This is a genomic window from bacterium (assembly GCA_037147175.1).
GTDB lineage: Bacteria > Cyanobacteriota > Vampirovibrionia > Gastranaerophilales > UBA9971 > UBA9971.
Genome location: JBAWVS010000033.1, coordinates 1 through 17,662 on the forward strand (window position 1 = coordinate 1; position 17,662 = coordinate 17,662).

Annotated in this window: 19 protein-coding genes, 1 tRNA gene and 1 pseudogene; 10 read left to right on the forward strand and 11 right to left on the reverse strand. The window is 32.0% G+C overall.

Annotated features, from left to right (window positions below; translation table 11 throughout):
- Positions 1-22: 22 nt before the first annotated feature.
- Both WCG23_08565 and flgB read right to left on the reverse strand, forming a co-directional pair.
- Positions 23-1,075 (reverse strand): sodium:calcium antiporter, encoded by a 1,053-nt coding sequence (locus tag WCG23_08565; GenBank protein ID MEI8389923.1) that lies wholly within the window; start codon positions 1,073-1,075, stop codon positions 23-25.
- A 42-nt stretch (positions 1,076-1,117) separates the two neighbouring features.
- Positions 1,118-1,600 carry a flagellar basal body rod protein FlgB gene (flgB, locus tag WCG23_08570; protein ID MEI8389924.1) on the reverse strand — a complete coding sequence of 161 codons (483 nt, stop codon included), beginning with the start codon at positions 1,598-1,600 and terminating at the stop codon, positions 1,118-1,120.
- Positions 1,601-1,853: 253 nt separating this feature from the next.
- Here flgB and WCG23_08575 point away from each other — a divergent pair, with 253 nt between their 5' ends.
- Together WCG23_08575 and WCG23_08580 are read left to right on the forward strand one after the other, a co-directional pair.
- Entirely contained in the window at positions 1,854-2,471 is a 618-nt protein-coding gene (locus WCG23_08575) for a hypothetical protein (GenBank protein ID MEI8389925.1), read from the forward strand.
- A gap of 12 nt (positions 2,472-2,483) precedes the next feature.
- Positions 2,484-2,582, forward strand: a pseudogene (locus WCG23_08580) (TIGR00266 family protein).
- A 203-nt stretch (positions 2,583-2,785) separates the two neighbouring features.
- Here WCG23_08580 and WCG23_08585 read toward each other — a convergent pair.
- Genes WCG23_08585 through arsA form a run of 3 tightly spaced genes read right to left on the reverse strand, consistent with a single transcriptional unit; the run spans position 2,786 to position 6,203 of the window.
- Positions 2,786-3,481, reverse strand: coding sequence for a cytochrome c biogenesis protein CcdA (locus WCG23_08585; GenBank protein ID MEI8389926.1), 696 nt, complete (start codon positions 3,479-3,481; stop codon positions 2,786-2,788).
- A gap of 13 nt (positions 3,482-3,494) precedes the next feature.
- On the reverse strand, positions 3,495-4,403 hold the full coding sequence (arsD, locus tag WCG23_08590) for an arsenite efflux transporter metallochaperone ArsD (protein MEI8389927.1): 909 nt from the start codon (positions 4,401-4,403) through the stop codon (positions 3,495-3,497).
- Positions 4,404-4,415: 12 nt separating this feature from the next.
- On the reverse strand, positions 4,416-6,203 hold the full coding sequence (gene arsA, locus WCG23_08595; protein MEI8389928.1) for an arsenical pump-driving ATPase: 1,788 nt from the start codon (positions 6,201-6,203) through the stop codon (positions 4,416-4,418).
- A 264-nt stretch (positions 6,204-6,467) separates the two neighbouring features.
- Between arsA and WCG23_08600 the strand changes: the two genes are divergently transcribed.
- Both WCG23_08600 and WCG23_08605 read left to right on the forward strand, forming a co-directional pair.
- Positions 6,468-6,761, forward strand: coding sequence for a metalloregulator ArsR/SmtB family transcription factor (locus WCG23_08600; protein ID MEI8389929.1), 294 nt, complete (start codon positions 6,468-6,470; stop codon positions 6,759-6,761).
- A 302-nt stretch (positions 6,762-7,063) separates the two neighbouring features.
- Positions 7,064-7,516: a hypothetical protein gene (locus tag WCG23_08605; protein ID MEI8389930.1), complete on the forward strand. Its 453-nt coding sequence runs from the start codon at positions 7,064-7,066 to the stop codon at positions 7,514-7,516.
- 505 nt (positions 7,517-8,021) lie between these two features.
- Here WCG23_08605 and WCG23_08610 read toward each other — a convergent pair.
- Both WCG23_08610 and dut read right to left on the reverse strand, forming a co-directional pair.
- Positions 8,022-8,097 (reverse strand) — tRNA-Glu (locus WCG23_08610).
- An 84-nt stretch (positions 8,098-8,181) separates the two neighbouring features.
- Positions 8,182-8,616: a dUTP diphosphatase gene (gene dut / locus WCG23_08615; protein ID MEI8389931.1), complete on the reverse strand. Its 435-nt coding sequence runs from the start codon at positions 8,614-8,616 to the stop codon at positions 8,182-8,184.
- Between the two features lie 108 nt (positions 8,617-8,724).
- Here dut and WCG23_08620 point away from each other — a divergent pair, with 108 nt between their 5' ends.
- Positions 8,725-9,660 (forward strand): response regulator, encoded by a 936-nt coding sequence (locus WCG23_08620; protein MEI8389932.1) that lies wholly within the window; start codon positions 8,725-8,727, stop codon positions 9,658-9,660.
- A 130-nt stretch (positions 9,661-9,790) separates the two neighbouring features.
- Positions 9,791-11,092 carry a hypothetical protein gene (locus WCG23_08625; GenBank protein ID MEI8389933.1) on the forward strand — a complete coding sequence of 434 codons (1,302 nt, stop codon included), beginning with the start codon at positions 9,791-9,793 and terminating at the stop codon, positions 11,090-11,092.
- Here the strand turns inward: WCG23_08625 and WCG23_08630 are convergent.
- Positions 11,085-12,032, reverse strand: a complete 948-nt coding sequence (locus tag WCG23_08630; protein MEI8389934.1) for a D-alanine--D-alanine ligase — start codon at positions 12,030-12,032, stop codon at positions 11,085-11,087. The two genes, WCG23_08625 and WCG23_08630, sit on opposite strands and share 8 nt — an antisense overlap.
- Positions 12,008-12,913 (reverse strand): UDP-N-acetylmuramate dehydrogenase, encoded by a 906-nt coding sequence (murB, locus tag WCG23_08635; GenBank protein ID MEI8389935.1) that lies wholly within the window; start codon positions 12,911-12,913, stop codon positions 12,008-12,010. Before murB ends, WCG23_08630 begins: the two co-directional genes overlap by 25 nt.
- A gap of 260 nt (positions 12,914-13,173) precedes the next feature.
- On the opposite strand from murB, the gene WCG23_08640 reads away from it, so the two are divergent.
- Complete coding sequence (locus WCG23_08640; protein ID MEI8389936.1) at positions 13,174-13,542, forward strand: hypothetical protein; 369 nt, start codon at positions 13,174-13,176, stop codon at positions 13,540-13,542.
- A gap of 34 nt (positions 13,543-13,576) precedes the next feature.
- Entirely contained in the window at positions 13,577-13,792 is a 216-nt protein-coding gene (locus WCG23_08645; GenBank protein ID MEI8389937.1) for a hypothetical protein, read from the forward strand.
- 89 nt (positions 13,793-13,881) lie between these two features.
- Here WCG23_08645 and WCG23_08650 read toward each other — a convergent pair whose 3' ends face one another.
- Both WCG23_08650 and WCG23_08655 read right to left on the reverse strand, forming a co-directional pair.
- Positions 13,882-14,985: a GNAT family N-acetyltransferase gene (locus tag WCG23_08650; GenBank protein ID MEI8389938.1), complete on the reverse strand. Its 1,104-nt coding sequence runs from the start codon at positions 14,983-14,985 to the stop codon at positions 13,882-13,884.
- A gap of 23 nt (positions 14,986-15,008) precedes the next feature.
- Entirely contained in the window at positions 15,009-15,902 is an 894-nt protein-coding gene (locus tag WCG23_08655) for a DUF1919 domain-containing protein (GenBank protein ID MEI8389939.1), read from the reverse strand.
- A gap of 123 nt (positions 15,903-16,025) precedes the next feature.
- Between WCG23_08655 and WCG23_08660 the strand changes: the two genes are divergently transcribed.
- Together WCG23_08660 and WCG23_08665 are read left to right on the forward strand one after the other, a co-directional pair.
- Positions 16,026-17,159, forward strand: coding sequence for an aminotransferase class V-fold PLP-dependent enzyme (locus tag WCG23_08660; protein ID MEI8389940.1), 1,134 nt, complete (start codon positions 16,026-16,028; stop codon positions 17,157-17,159).
- A gap of 291 nt (positions 17,160-17,450) precedes the next feature.
- A complete protein-coding gene (locus WCG23_08665; GenBank protein ID MEI8389941.1) occupies positions 17,451-17,648 on the forward strand; it encodes a hypothetical protein in 198 nt (65 codons plus the stop codon).
- Positions 17,649-17,662: the final 14 nt, after the last annotated feature.

Sequence of the window (17,662 nt, forward strand, 5' to 3'; positions counted from 1 at the left end):
GGAAAGTCAGGATTCTTTATTTTTAATATTTTAAATTACTTTGCGTAACTCCTGATACAAGATAAAATAGGTAGAAAAAACCACCGCAGATTAGTGCAGAAGGTTTTAATATGCCTTTGTTTTTGACTATATTTAGATATACAACTCCGACAGACAGATAAAGCATAATTACATTTACAATACTGTCCGTACTGAGAATCCACGGAGTAAGAGCAATGCCGACTGCTGTAGGTATGCAGCTTTGAAATACCATAGCACCGGTAATATTTCCCATAGCAAGAGTATCTTTTTTGTTTCTTATCCAAAGTACGCTATTAAATTTTTCCGGCAATTCAGTCGCAATCGGAGTAATAATTAAACTTAAAATAAGCGGATTAATATGAAAGAATTCTGCAACAACTTTTAATTCTCCGACAAAAAAGTGTGCCAGAAGTATTATTCCGATTAGAGATAATACGACTTGCAAAATTATAAAAGAAAATTCAAAACGTTCGGGAACACGAATGTATTTTGTTAAGTAAAGAGCCGCAAGTTCTTCTTGTCCTCCTTCTTCAACAGTGCTTGCGGTTTTGATAGTTTGTACTGCGTATAATACATACATAAGTATCAATAAAACCGCTAGGAAATATTTTACCGGCTGAAACGGAATGAAAGAACTTACAATTGCAATAAAATAACATAATGCAAAATAGTGTAAATCTCTGAACATTATGGTTGTATTAACAGGCATATCGGATTTTCTTCTGCCTGTCTTGCTATAAAACAAAACAGCAAGACCTGTCCCAAAAAAGGCAAGGGTTCCGAGCATAAACGGAGCTCCCAAAATAGCGCCTATGCCTATTTCATTGCTTTTTGCAATGTTTTCACCGGCTAAATACCCTCCGATTATTGCAACCAGCGGTACTATTGTTTCCGGCAAAGCTGTGCCGACCGCAGCAAGTACGCTTCCTACAGCACCCTCTGATAAATTAAGTTTTTCACCGAGATGTTCTATCGCATTAGTAAATATTACGCACGCTAAGACTATTAAAAATAAAATGATTACTAAACTTGCAAATGCTATACTGATTTCCACTCTTTTTTCCTTTTACTATACTATCGAATATTTTAAATATTATTAGCCCCCGGCTTGTTTTATTACATCTGCTAAACCCGCATACTTTTTACTCAGCAGCTGTGCAACTGCGTTATAGGTCATTCCGTTTTTTGCCAATTCGGACATCTCGGATTCTATTTGCACACTATTGCCCTTATTGTTCTCAGGTGAGTTATTATCAGCATTAATTTGCGGTTTAAAATCTTTGTGAGTCAAGCTTTGTTCAACGGCATTCAGAACATTAAATCTCAATAAATTTGTATCTAAGGTTATTGCTCCTGTCGGAGAATTCATCAATTGTGCAGAATACTGCTCTTTTTTGAGTTGAGCCGCTCTTTCATTATTAATAATTTCTGACAGTTGCCCTTCAAAAGCAACGTCCACTCTTTTATAACCGGGAGTATCCGCATTAGCAATATTTGAAGCTAAAGCTTTATGCCGCAAAGACAGACCGTTTAAAGAACTGATCATTGAATCCGTAACAGACGAGCTTAATAAATCCACAATTTACTCCTACCCACTTAACAAGAATAAACATATTATAAAATAATAATATGTTGTTTGAGTATACTTATCATTAATCCCCGAGTCAATATTTGCAAGCATTAACCGTTAGCAAATCAGAATCAAACAACTTGCTTGAAAAATAGTTTTAAAATCAAATATTTACATATATTGTTTGATAACAGTAAATTATGGGATATAATTCTCATTAATGATATATTATTTTTTCTTAATATATAAACAGGAGAAAAAGATGAAAAAGAAGATTATAAAAATAGTTATTGCCGTAGTTTTATTTGCAGTTATTGCTGTCGGTTTACTTTCTTGGGGCGTAATAAGTGGCATCGGTTTTATTAAAAATTCAGTTACACCGGTATTTTCCGGTACTAATATTACATCCGGAAACAAGAATAATGCAACTTCATCGAAAACCGCAAACGGTTTTAAGACTTTAAGTTCTTATAATCTCCTTGCGGCTTCGATTACAACATCCGAAGATGTTAAAAGCAAGCAGAAGATAATTCTTATAAACCCCGGCATGTTCTTTAGCATTACAAAACAGGATATTGAATCCAATATTATCCAATCACAACTAAAAACAATGACTTCCTTAGGACCTGTTCAGATTATTAATTTTGATAAATTTGAAATAGCTAAAAAAGGGTCGTTTGAAATCGACAAACAGAATGTGCCGTATGTTAAGGGCAGTTTTGGAGGTATAAGCGGAGGAAAGGTTCGCGCTGAAGGAATTATCGGCGTAATTGATACAGCAGCCGGTAAGAATAATATTTTTATCTCTACAACAGCTTCGGGTAAAATTAAACTAAAAATAGTTGAAGATTTCTTTAAGCAAGATAAAAAAAAAAAATAAGGAGAATAAATAATGTTAAACAGAAATGCACACGAAATAGATTTTCAAATTTTTGGCGATGATATGCAACTAATAGAAATAGAACTTGATCCGCAAGAAAGTGTTATTGCTGTAAAATAGCACCCGGCGTGAAAACCATAATAACTAATCAGGCTTCAATCCTGAACTTCCCGAGCGATATGCTCAAAGATGAACCTAAATAATTTAAATTTCCAAAGAAATAAAAACCCCTGTTAGTAATAAAACAGGGGTTTTATTTTGAGATAAACTAAAATAGGGAAGCAAATATAAAAATCAGCAAAAATATTCTTTATCTAAAACGTAAACAGAAAGTAAAAACCTACTCCGATAAGAATCAAGCCGGCAACCCAACGGAAGGCAGTGTCCAGACCTTTGGAAGCAAGAGAAAACTTACTTAGCGAAATACCAAGTACCAATGCTCCTAAAGGCAGGGCAAATCCTACAGCATAAAATCCAAGAAGGAGCATTGCCCATAGTATAGCTCCCTGAAGAATTGCAGCTCCCATCACAATAAAAATGCCGGGATTACATGGCAGCGAACTTACTGCGACGATTCCACCGAGAGCAAATCCGGTTAATAGTGAACCGAATTGATTCTGTTTCATTTTGGACAGGTCAAATTTTCCGAAAGATATATCAAATGGCAGCAGTTTTAGAGTTGCCAATCCCAAAATTACTGCGATAACTCCTGCAAAAACTTTCCAATATCGTCCGAGTGTTATTTGGGCTACCTGACCGACAAAACCTGAAATAGCTCCAATAATCATCAATGCTACAATTGTGCCTAACATAAAAAGCAGTGTTGACTTAACGAGTGCTTTTCTGTTCTCTTGTGTCTGAGTTCCCGAATATCCTGCAACTAAGCCTAAAGCAGGAAGGGTGCAGCAGGTACTGGCTACAGCACTTGCTGCTCCAAGAATTAAGGCAAATAAAAGACCTATCGGTTGAGACGATACAAGCTGTAATTTATCTGTTATTTGTTGAATCATAATAATCTCCTTATTAGTGACACGGACAATTTGACCCGCAGTTACCGGCTAATGATGCAGCAACGTAAGCCTGTAAAATATTTGTTTCGTTTATTTCAACCGAAACGGCTTTTCTGCTTCCGTCTTTGTAAACTACTAGAATTGCCGGAGGAACAGACTGAGAAGAAACTGAAGTGTAGTCAGGAGATGTGGTTCGTAATGTGTATAAGCCGACTTTGATGTTTTTGGAACTTAATGCCTTTTGAGATTTTAGAGCAGCAGATTTAGTTTCATCACTTATACTTGTGTTATTTTTTGCAGGAATATAGATAAAAACGGCATCTTGTTTTAAAGCAGCCAGATTCAGTTGACTCACTGAATCTATGTATTCTCCCAATATTTTAGGAGAAGAAGTTGTCTGGTTTTTTACTGAATGTATTGCATTTTTTGCTTTAGATAGACTAAGTTCACCTGCATTTGCTTTACAAAACGACTTGAAAAGTAGAATAGCAATAATAATAACCAGAACAGCTACAAAGATAATTTTTTTTGATTTATTGCTGACATCAGTTTGATGACAATCGCAATCAGCACCGCAAGCTTCCACAACCGGGATAGCTTCTTGAGCGGTGTCTTCTTTTAATTCAATTCCGCATATTTTTGCCAATTTAGCTCGATTCGGGTATTCGCCCTTGTAAACAATTTCATTATTCACAATAATAAGCGGAAGACATTCATTTCCTTCAGTTTCAAGTGCCTTTTTAACAACATCATTATTGGCAAAAGCAGCAGGTTCAAACGAAAGACCATATCTTTCGACTTCAATTTCTTCTTTTTTTAACCATTCCAAATCACCGGCAAATTTAACCAGCCTTGTATCGACGTTAGTTCCGCATACACCGCTGGTACAGCACATCGGGGGATCAAATACTTGTAATTTCATAATAATAACCTCCTAAGTTAATTTATTTGTATCAAACATTAATATTTTTAAATTATTCGCACCGACTAATTCATCGGCAACCCATGGCGAGATCACTGTTCTTTTTGATAAAGTTTTTGTAATTTCACCAATGTAATTAAGTTCATGTAGCCCTTTTGCGCAAAGTGTCGAGTCAGTCGTTCCCGAGACGGCAAAACTTCGGTTTATTATCCAGCCGTAAGGCTCAATATTTGCTCTTCTTAAATCATTTTGTAAAGCCTCCGCTTCGTGGGTAGGAGTTGCTTCAGGCAGAGCAACAATCAAAACTCTTGTATATTTAGGGTCACGAATTCTCGGTAGAAGTTCTTTAACCTCATCAGGCAAATCATCGGCAGTTTTTGCAACTTCACGATGATAGGCTTCTGTTGAATCAAGTAAAAGTAAAGTATGTCCTGTTGGAGCAGTATCCAAGACTATGAATTGCCCGACTCCTTTTGCAACTGTTTGAGCAAAAGCCTGAAAAACTGCAATTTCTTCAATACAAGGTGAGCGTAATTCTTCTTCAAGCAAAGCCATATCTTCAAGTGAAAGCTTGCCTCTGTTTTTTTCTATAACTCCGCAAACATATTTTTCAGTTTCTGTTTTTGGGTCTATTCTTTCAACGTGAAGATTAGGAATGTTTTCGCCGATAGTTTCGGTAACATGAGCCGCAGGATCGGTAGTTGACAGTACTACGGAGTTTCCACGTTGAGCCAATTGGGTTGCAATCATTGCAGCCATAGTTGTTTTACCTACACCGCCTTTTCCCATAGTCATGATGACACCGCAACCTTCTGCTTCTAATTCATTGAGGAATTTAGTCCACGGCTCCGAATTTTTAATAACCTCTGCTGTTTTGACTTTTAAATCTTCCGCATTGACCATATCAGAATCATCCGCACTGTTATGACAAACACTTTGCAGAGCATTAATTCCCATTACGCCTGAAGGTCGAAAAGGAACAGTCGTTGTCGGTAAAGTTTTAAGTTCTTCCGGCATTAAATCAAGTGAAACTTTTGATTTATCCGTAAAAGCTTTGGCTATTTTATCATCAGAATCTTTAGTAAATAATCCGTTAATAATCAAATGCTGATTACTAAGCCCGAGTTCTTTTAATTCAAGACTTGTTCTATTTGCTTCAGTAAAACTCATTGTTTCAGCCCGTGAAACCAGAACGAGCAAAGTTTTATCAGGATTTTTTAAAGAATTAACAACTTGCTCAAAAATTATTTTCTGATCAGCAAGTCCCGAAATCGGTCCTAAACAAGAACTGCCTGTTTTATTGCTTTCTATAAAAGCATTCCATGCAGATGGAAGATTAAGCAAACGCAGTGTATGACCTGTCGGAGCTGTATCTAAGACCACATGATCGTAATCTTTTATTTCTTCATCGTTACCGATAAACTTGGAAAACTCATTAAAACCGGCAATTTCTACAGTGCAGGCACCTGAAAGCTGTTCTTCCATCTGCTGAATAGTTGCATCCGGAAGTACGCCTCTATAAGGTCCGACCATTCTTTCTCTGTATTCTGCCGCCGCATCAATCGGATTAATATTCATAGCATACAATCCTGAAACACCTGTTACTTCTGTGGGTGTTGAACCAAGTTTTGTTTCCAGAACTTCATCTAAATTTGAAGCAGGGTCTGTACTTATCAATAATATTCTTTTTCCCGTTTCTGCAAGCCCAACAGCTGTAGTGCAAGCCATTGATGTTTTACCTACACCGCCTTTGCCTGTAAAAAACAGAAATCGTGGTGCTTTAGTTAATAAATTTTTCATTTTTTGTTTTCCCATTCATATAATTAATAAGTTAAGTTGAATAAAAAATAAATTCTTCAAGTTGATAAAAATACTTACTAAATATTTTATACACACATTTTATTACTTGGCAAATTAGCCAAGTGAGTAATATAAAAAAATTTAAAATGTAATAGCTATCAGCTGTGCAGATATAAATTTAATAATCAACCTAATAATTTTTCTTTATGCTGAAGATGTTATAATAATTTTGACAATAAATAATAGGGAATTGGTTTTTAAAAAGTGAACAATGAAATTCTGAAAAAATATAAAAGGCGGTCGGAAATTATAAAAGCCCTTGCTCATCCGACAAGATTGTTTATTATTGATTTTCTTTCAGAGGGCGAAAGATGCGTTTGTGAAATTGTAGAGCAGGTAGATGTGGATATATCAACTATTTCAAAACATTTATCGGTTATGAAGAACGCCGGTCTTGTTGAAGATGAAAAACGAGGACTTAATGTTTTTTATAAAATGACCTGTCCTTGTATTTTAAATTTATTCAACTGCTTAGAATCTATAAGTAATAAAGATTAATCGAACCCAACTTGAATTTAAGAAATCTAAACAAAAATCGATAACCTGTATAAAAACTAATTTTATAAGTGTAAATTTTTTTGCAATAATACTTGGTGGTTTTACCAAATAGTAATATAATTTTTATTAAATAACTTGAATTGCTAGATAGCCGAACTAAGCTCTAACTTAATGTTGTAGCAGCAAAGAATGGCATAAGCGTAATAGAAGCAATAAGAGGAAAATATGCTAAAAGTTTTAGAAACGGCAGAAAAGTTTATTCAACAAGCAAAAAGTGTTGGTATTTCGGATTTTTACTTGAAATGATAATTGATGCTGATGGAAAAATTTCATATGTAAGTATCGGAAAAGAAGCCGAGGTAAAGCAACTTCAGAATTTACTTGAAGATTTAAAGGATAAATGGTTACTCGGCGACAGAGGCAATAGAAATGCTAAAGTATGGCAACAATTTTGGGAAGATAAACAGATAAAAGTTAAGATTACAGGCGGAAAAGAGCGTCAATGGATTGAAAATGTTTTTGGATTTTTAAAGACAAAACTCGGACTTGATAAAATCCGAGTTCGTAAAATGCCATCATTTTTAGCAAGACTTACTGTTGTCCCGTCTGCAATAAGTCCAAAGCTGTTTAAATTAGCAAGTTTTTGCATTATTACAATCAAATATTCGCTGTTATTGTTGAATAATCTTGTAATTCTTGAATATTCAGGAATGTTCGGAAAAAGATGTTTAAAATTGTGTAAAAGCCAAAAATGAAAGCGCTTTAGGTCCCAAAAAGGTTTTAATATCGGATGTAAAATCATTAATGTTAATATTTCAGATTCGTTTAATTTGCCTGCAGGTCCTGGTTTTAAATCAATTTCTATTGATTTGATAATTTCATCAATAATTGCGAAAATACTTATTGTTAAGTCAATATCATTCATGAAAAAATCCCCATTAGTTAGTACCTAATAGGGATTTTCGTTTATTTGCATAACATGTTTCAAAATTTACTTATTTAGCAATTTGATTTAGCAATTCGAGTTAAATAAATCTAAAAAGGAAAAATATAAATGGATGAAAAAATCAAAGAATTAGTTGTGTACACTGGTTTAATAACTTTGATAATTTATGGATTAATGGAAGTCTGGATATAAAACAAAGGTTTCAAAAATTAATTTTTCCAAAAGGTTTAATTTATGATACAGAGAAATTTCGAACCGCTGAAATGTCTATTATATTCAATATAATAGGAGCCTTAAAAGCTCCTATTATAAAATGGTACCCCCACGGGAATTCGAATCCCGGTCTCCTCCGTGAAAGGGAGGTGTCCTAGGCCTCTAGACGATGGGGGCTTGTTTATTTAATTGACTTAATTCTAAGATAGCAGGAATATATTTTGATTGTCAACACGTTTTTTTATTTTTTCGCTTTGTTTTCTATTTCCCTGTTGAACCAAAACCGCCTGAAGCTCTTGCAGTGCTTGTTAATTCTACTACTTCAACAATTTCTGCTTTTTGTATTTCAGAAATTATCATTTGAGCTATTCTTTCACCAGGTTGAATAACATAAATTTCATTAGAAAGATTTATCATGGGGACACAAACCTCTCCGCGATAATCTTCGTCAATGGTTCCCACACAATTTATTAGAGTCATTCCGAATTTTATAGAAAGCCCTGACCTCGGTCTAACCTGTGCTTCATAACCAACGGGAAGTTCAATAATTATTCCTGTAGGAACAATTATCCTCTCAAAAGGTTTAAATTCTAAGGGTTCTGATATGCCTGCCGTTAAATCCATGCCGGCCGCACCTTCTGTTGCGTAAAAAGGAAGCTGGCTATTATTTTCCAGACGACATACTTTTAATTTTATTTTATTCATTTTATTATCCTTAAATTATATTTAACACTAAATCAACTTTTTATTTTATAATAATATTTAATATAGCAAAAATACATTTTTGGAGTTTTTTAATAAATAATGTCAAACCTAAATCAAGAACAAATTGAACAACTTTTTAATCTTGTAGGGCAAGTGGCTCCTGATAATCCAACTTCTGAAGAAATATCAGAAATTTTAATTAAAATTGAAAAAAAAATTTCTCCCGGATATATACAAACTCAAAACTCTACTAAATTTTTGAATAATGCAAATGTTCTCTTGGTTGATGATCTTGAATTGTCTATATATCAACTCAGCAAACTCCTCACGAATTGCAATTATAATACAATAATCGCCAGAAGTGTTGAAGAAGCTTTAGATTATTATAAAAAACAAAGCTTTCAATATGTTATTGTTGATTTATTTTTACCAAATCCTGAAGATGGTTTACATTTAATTGATTCAATTAATAATTCTGAAAAAACAAAAAATGATAATACAAAAATCATTGTTATATCAGGCTCTGACGACAAAGCACTGATAAATGAGTGTTTCTTAAAAGGAGCTAACGAATTTGTCAGTAAATTACCCGACTGGCACAAAAAAATATTGCATCATATAGGACATCTTGAAGTTAAAAAATACGGCTCAATTCCGGAAGTTCTTACCAAAATTGAAGATACTGAAATGAAAATTGCATCTATTACTTTAAGTAATTTATACAAAAATGAAGTGATTGAAACACTTAAAAAAGAAATACAAATTCTCATAAATACAGGCTATATAAATTTAATACTTGATCTTGAAAAAGTAAAAAACCTTGATTCGAACGGACTCAATGCTATTGTGGATGCTTATAAGTCCTGTTCCGAGAAGAAAGGAATCCTGAAATTATGCGGAGTTAATAATACAATTATGGATGTTCTTTCTTATGTGTTTTTAAATAATTTAATATCTGTATTTAAAGATAAAGATAGTGCCTTATTCGACTACAAAAAAGAAAATTCATTAAATAGTTCTAATAAATTAAAATAACTTTTTTCTTTTAGTCTGTTTTTGTTTCGTGTATTCAAATATATAAGACAGTGAAAATGGGTATTGAATATAATCTAAAGTCTATCTTAATATAAGAGCATAAAAATTTTATTTGGAGATTGGTTTAAATATGCCGGAAAAATTCCTTAATTTCATAAATTCTAAAAAAATATATTTCATCATAATATTTTCCATTTTAAGTATTGCCTGGTTTTTTTATTACGGGAACAATAAGCCGACATCAGTTGCTGGAATGATGAGAGAAGCTGATAAAACAGCAGCAAAAGGACAAATTGCATATGCAATCGAAGATTATAATAAAATCGTCAGAGTTTTTCCGAAAAATTATGAAGCGCACATTCGTTTAGCGGAACTTTATCTTCATGCAGACGAGCAGGATTTGGCTAAAGTTGAATATATAAAAGCAATAGAATTGGGTTATAAATCAGAATCTAAAGCAAATATAGATATTGCGAATCTTTATGTAGAAGAAAATAATTTTACACTCGCCGAAAGTTTTATCAATGAAATAAAATATATAAAAGACAAAAAAGTTCAGCAATTGATAGGTGATTTTTATTATAAATGGGGCATTAAGCTTAAAAAAGACGGAGATAAAACAGAAGCTATCAGAAAGTTCAAAACTTCTTACAAATATTATAAACTATCAGAAAGTCCAAATTTATTAAATCTTAAAAAAGATATACGAGATATTTATATTGATATTTCAAATGATCTTCTAAACGCAAATAAACCTGTGGACTCTGTTAATATATTGAAACTGTCTTTGAGTTTTTGGAATAACGCTGAAACCCATTACAGACTGGCAAAGATTTACGAAAAATACGGAAAAATTGATAATGCACTAGCAGAATATAAAATGTCGTTTACTCTCAATCCCTCTGTCTCCGGTACAGACAGTTATTTTTCATTATTAGTCAAAAAAGCCGGGATTTCAGAATCGCAAGGCGATAAAATTACGGCAGAACTTTATTATACACTGGCTAATAAACTAAAACCGAAAACAAATATTCAAATGAATCCTGATAATAGGATAATACTAAATAATGTAGAAGCAAAATGCAATGAAAATATAGATAAAGATATACTTATACCGGAAATAAGCTTTAAATTAAGCAATATAAGCAAAGATACTATTAATTATTTAAAAATTAAAATTAATTTTTTGGAAAATAATAAACCCTTTAGTGAGCAAGTGCAGACACTTGCTACAGAAAAACAGCCTTTAAACAAAGACTCAAGCACTTCTCAAATAAACATTTTTTCATCAAAACCTGTGAACTATGTTTTAGATAAGCATAATTTATTGGCGCAAATATATATATCTCAAAAAACTCCTGACAAATGGGTACTTTTTAGAAATGTTAAAATTGTATGGGAAATAAAATCAGATGTCCTTTTCTCTAAGTAGAGGCGCTGTTAAGAATTATTTGAACAAGTTCATCATAACTGATACCCATTGCCTTAGATTGGGCAGGCAAGTCGCTTAAATCGGTCATTCCCGGAATGGTGTTGATTTCTAATATAAAAGGAATTCCTTCTTTTGTAACTACAAAATCAACCCTGCTCATTCCTTTAGCTTCTATTGCTTTGTGAGATTTTATTGACAAATCTTGAATTTTTTTTGTTAAATTTTCATCAATTTCAGCAGGAAGAATAAATTTTGTCATTCCTTCCGTATATTTTGCTTCATAATCATACCACTCTGTTTTTGTTTGGAATTCAAGTATAGGTGTAGCTATAGTTTCTTTTTCAAGATCAAGTACTCCTACTGTAATTGATTTTCCATCGAGATATTCTTCAAGCATCACACCTGTGTTATATTTTTCAGCATCTATTATTGCTGATTCAAGCTCATCAGGAGTGTTTACTTTTTTCATTCCTATGCTTGAGCCTTCACTTACAGGTTTTATCATAAGAGGATAATTTAAATTAATTTCTTTATCTTTTAATTCATTGAAAGTATTAACAACAATCGATGGAATTATAGGCAGCTTTTGGGTATCCAAAATTCTTTTTGTAAACTCTTTGTCCATAGCTATAGCACTTGCTTTAACACCGCTTCCTGTGTAAGGAATCCCGATTACTTCAAGCAATCCCTGAATACAACCATCTTCGCCATATTTACCATGAAGGGCTATATAAGCGACTTCTATCTTTTTTTCAATCAATGTTTTAGCAATATTTCTATCAACGTCTATTATTTCAGTATTTTCAAAGCCTAATCTTTTTAAAGCTTCAAAACAATTTTTGCCTGACCTGAGCGAAACTTCTCGTTCGTTGGACATTCCACCGCAAAGAACGCCTATTTTTTTGCTTTTATCTATTAATGAACTGTGAAATTTTTCCATATCTCTGCCTCTTCCTGTGTAGGTACACCGATATATCTGATCTCAGCTATAAGATCATAGCCAAATTTATCTTTTACTTCTGAATGCATTCTGTGCATAAGCCTTGAAACATCAAGAGAAGTAGCATTTCCTGTATTTATAAGAAAATTGGAATGTTTTTCAGAAACTTTTGCTCCGCCTTCTTTCCAATTTTTAGCACCCAATTCTTCAAAAAGCTTACCTGAATAAACTCCTCTATCAGGGTTTCTGAATGTGCTGCCTGCATTTGGTTCAGTCAAAGCCGGATGATTATCTTTTCTGTATTTTATATGAAATTCCATTTTTTCTAAAATTTCTTTATTTTCTGCCTTTTTCAGCTTAAATACCGTATTTAGTATTAAATGCCTGTTTTTTTCGACAAAAGAATTTCTGTAAGTTAGTTTTAAGTCTTCTTTATTAAGAAAAATAATCTCGCCAGTATTTAAATCCAGAACTTCTGCGGATTCTATAACGTCTTCTATTGCCTGCCCGTGAGCTGATGAATTCATAGTAACTGCTCCACCAACAGAACCCGGGATTCCTATCATAAATTCCATGCCGGAAAGATTTTTTTCAAGAAGAATTTTAGCCAAACTGGCAGATTTAAGCCCGCATTCTGCTTTTATTGTTAAATCATCAATAAATTCATGTTTTTTAAGATTTTTTGTAAAGACAACCTTTTCTTCCACTCCCTGAGAAGATACCAACAGATTTGAGCCTTCACCTATTACAATTATTTTCTTGCCCTCAGAATTATTTTTTATTTCTTTAATTTCTTCTACCGAAGTGGGAAGATAAGCAATTTTTGCACTTCCGCCTATTTTTAGCGTTGTATGTTCTCTTAGAGAATAATTTTGCATCATTTTAAATATCTTTTCTATTTCAAATAGTATGCCTGATAATACCAAGCAAGCTTTTACAGTCATAATTATATCAACCACAACTAATATAAACAATATTAAGAAAAATTAAGATAAGTTATATTTGAAATTATAAGACTCAGAGCGGATTTTCTTAAATAATAAAAAATTTATTGAGTTAAGATGTCACTTTTTATTTTCACGATCTTTCTATTGTTAGAAGATTAATTTATAAAATATATTAAATACCGAAAGGGCAAAAAATGAACATAACCCCAAACAGACCTTCTTTTAGTGCAAATGTGAATACTTTATTCAAAAAAGAAGTTATCAGAGAAATAAGTCCGACTGCTGAAAGCGCACTTGATGAGCTGATATTACATGCTAAACATGATGGAAGAGATAATCTTTCATTAGAGATTGGTGCTTCTAAGAGGAAGTTAAGAGGTCTTAATTTTCCGGTAAATTTTGTATATAAAAAAATCAACCCGCGGATCAATAGTACTTCTACTATACCGAAGCTGGTAAGAAAAGTTGATGCAACCAATCCTTATTGGAATAAGATTCTTTCATCAGGAAAAGAGCTTATAAGAGAATATGAAGAATTTGCAAATAGAATTCAACCTAAATAACTAAATAAAAGCTTATTGTAAAGAGACAGTTAGAATGAGCTTTTTGGATCATCCACTTAATGATTCTATTTGTAAAATAAATAAGGATATTATATACGTTAGTCCTGTTACATCGGGAAATTTTTTAGATATTGAAAAGTTGCAAAAATATCAAACATTTATTATAGAAATGGATAACAAAACTTTTTTAAATCATTTTAATGAAACTAAAACCAGAGAACATTTGAAATTATTCGATAAATCACAATAATAAATAATAAGAAGCTGTCTTATTAAAATTTAAATCGTTTTGTCAATCGACCGTTTTTGGATTTTAACAGCAGTTATTTCAAGACAAAATTACCGTAAAATTTTATTTACTAAATTCCTAATTTTCATAATAGTTTTCTTGGTCTGAAAAGTTGTTATATTGAACAAAATTTCTTCATAATTAGAAAACCAGTTTTTATAAGGCTCAGAGCCTCTGCCAAAGTCGAATTTCTCTGTATTATGAGGTGATAAGTTCCAAGCTTTGCCGTTTACATCTTCCTCTTTTGTTTCTAATGAAAATATTTCTGAAATTAAGTCATACAAAAGAACTTTTCCCGGAGAAATTTGTTTATAATTTATGTCGTAAGTCGGCATACTTGACCAGAATTTTTTGGCAGAATCCATAAATCCAAAGTGATATGCAACTGTTTTGTCTGATTTTTCCAGCGATAACCTTGATAAAACACTAAAATCAGTATTTAGAACTAAATCCTGCAAAAAATCAGCTATTTTAGGCTTTTTGGAAAATAAACCGCCGCCCCATCTTGCTTTGTGAAATTCTATAAATTCTTCCACGTATTCTTTTTTTCTTTCAGCCTGAAATTCGAATTTTAAGGCTTCTCCAAAAAGCTTAACAGCATTGTTTTTGCATCTTGTATTATCGTCTTTTTGTTTTCTTTTAAAACCGAATTTATCTTTTAAAATAACCGGCTTTGTTTCTAAGACATGGGAAACTTGCCTGATTCCTCTCTGGGAGAATCTTTTAACTATAGTTTTACCAAATTCTGATTCACTGTTTACGTACCTGAAATTTATTTCCAGCTTGTTATGCTGCAAATAATCAATTAATTCATCAATATTTTCAGTTTTCTGATACAGGATATTTAACTCATCATACAAATCTGGTTTTGTGCCAATAAGTGTCAGCCTGCCTCCTCTGATGTAAAAAGGGGCTAAGAGTACAAGCTCATTGTTTTTCCAGAGAGTAATAACAGATAATTTTTGTTTTTTCCCGAAATGCTTAAACCAGATACTGCACCATTCATAAGACAAATTATAATTTGCCCCTTTGTTATAAAGTTTTTTCCAGTTATTAGAAAGAATTTCATCGTTAAAGTTGTGAAATGCCTTGAATCCGTCAGGAATTGCCGTATTAATAATTTGATTTTTAATTTTTTCAGAAGTTTCCTGCATATTCACCGCAATTATTTTATCTTTTATCTATTGTTATTGAACCATTCTATAAAGTCAAAATTATAAAAAGTAGTTGAATTGGTGTATTCCCAAAAGTGTTGATATTCAGGAGTTATTATCCTCCAATATTTCAAATTTAAACAATCTTTGTTTTCAAAATCAAAATTAGTAACAAGCAGCTTATTTTTAATTTTCAAATTAACAAACCTATTTGCCAAACTTTCTGAGTTATCTGATTTTTCAAGTTTCATTACTACAAAAAAATTGTCTTTATTGAAGCGCTGCAATCTTTCTTCCCATTTTAGTCTTGCATATTTTTGCGATTTAGAATGATTAAAATAGATTTTTATATCATCTAACAATCCGACAGGATAAGCCAGATTATAATCATCCTTGAATGTCAGTGGACATGATAAGTAATAATCTAAATTTTCCAATAATTTAATAAAATCTTCGTCTTCAAAATACATCCAGCAAAACGGAGATTTATAGTTCAAATCCAATTTTTTGTATAAATTTGCGCCAAAACATTGATTGTTAATTATACTCATTTCTTTATTAATCAATCTATTTTTATCGTAATCTATAGATTTTAAATAAATATTCGAATCCAGCATTTTAATGTTATAAAACACTTTAAGGTCTTTTATGTTGAATTTTGCAATTTGTTCATAAATAGAAGCCCTATGTTTTACAGAACTGATAAAAACTGAATTAACCTCTAAATCTTTAATTGAGTCAACAGGTAAAATAGGAATATTATTAATTTTATAACCCTGTTCAAATTTATTATTTGTTAAAATAGCAATTACTTCGTAATTTTCTTCATTAATATGATAAAGTGAATCAAAAATATTTGTTTCACCGTTTAAAATTACCAGTTTATCTCTATTTTTAACTATGTTGTCTTGTTGCATATTATATCCTTCTTTTAAAATTATTATTATAGCGTGTGCATTTGTCAATATATTTATTTAATCGGCATTATTTAAGATATAATTAATTGCCGGTCCTGCAAAACCAAATATAGGAATATCGCTGTGATAGACGTCAACGAAATAAGAAAAAACTTTCCTGTAACAAAAAACCTGATTTATCTGGATCATGCTGCTGTAGCACCTCTTCATAACGCTTCAAAAGCGGTCCTTGAAGAATATACAGAACATTTTTTGAATCAGGGTATAAAAAATTATACTTACTGGTACGAAAAAACTGAAAAGATAAGGGAAAATTTCGCAAAGTTTATAGGTGCAGACCCCTCAGAAATTGCTTTTATAAAAAGTACATCAGCAGGTTTATCGATATTTGCCAACGGAATAAACTTTAAGGAAGGCGATAATATAATAATTCCAGAAATAGAATTTCCTTCTAATGTGTATCCGTGGCTTAATTTGCAAAAAAAAGGCGTAAATGTAAAATTTTTAAATTGCGATAATGGAATAATTGACACCTGCAAACTCGAAAGTCTTATAGATGAGAAAACACGTGTTGTTTCAGTCAGCTGGGTACAATTTACAAACGGTTATAAAGCGGATTTAGCCCAAATCTCTAAAATCTGTCACAACAAATCAAACCAATACGGCAGAAAAATATATTTTTGCGTAGATGCAATACAGGGCTTAGGGGCATTAAAACTTGAAGTAAACGAAATAGACATTGATTTTTTGGCGGCAGATGGGCATAAGTGGTTTCTTGCCGCAGAAGGCGCAGGGTTTTTGTACTGTAATAAAAATATTCTTGACGAAATCCATCCCGTAACTGTCGGCTGGAAAAGCGTAATAAATCCGTTGGATTTTACAAATATCCATTTTGATCTGGAAAAATCTGCCAAGAAATTTGAAGAAGGAAGCATGAATTTGCCGGGGATTCTTACATTAGGAGCAAGTCTGGAGCTTTTTAACAAATACGGCATTAATAATATAGAAAACAGAATTTTAAGTCTTTCAAAATATGCCTGCACTCTTCTTGAGAAGAAAAATATTGAATTGCTTACAATAAACGAAGATTTTTGTAGGTCGGGAATTATTTCTTTTAAAACAAAAAATATTAATGCTGATTTTGAAAAACTTGTACAGCAAAATATACAAGTTTCAAAACGTGGAAATGCATTAAGGATATCTCCGCATGTATATAATACTGTACATGAAATTGAAAACTTTGTTGACAATTTATAATTCTTAATATTTTTTATAATAATTATAAACAATGATTGTGATTACATAATCATCAATTTAATAATCAGAATGCAGTGTTATACCACTTTATAAATTTTATTTAACTTATCGACAGTTTTAATATTTGAGAATGATTTAAACAACTGATATTGATTTTTAGACACATTTGAGAGATAAAATATTGTATTACAAAACAATGTGTACATCATTATTTACAAATCAATTTATACATTGTAAATACTGATTAATATTAATTAGTATAAATCACTAAAGTGAGTAAATGGGGTTGAGATGACTGAGAGAAAAATATCGAAAAGAGGACCGAATAAAAAACCGGGCTTTAGACAAGAATTGAGAGTTACCCCGTTAGTTGAAAATGTTTTCAACAAGCTGAGAGAAAAATATGCTTTAAAAAATAATTCAGAAGCATTGCATAAAATAGCAGAAATTTATTTTAGTGTTACAGATGACTTACAAGGCAATATTTAAATCTTAAAACCGAA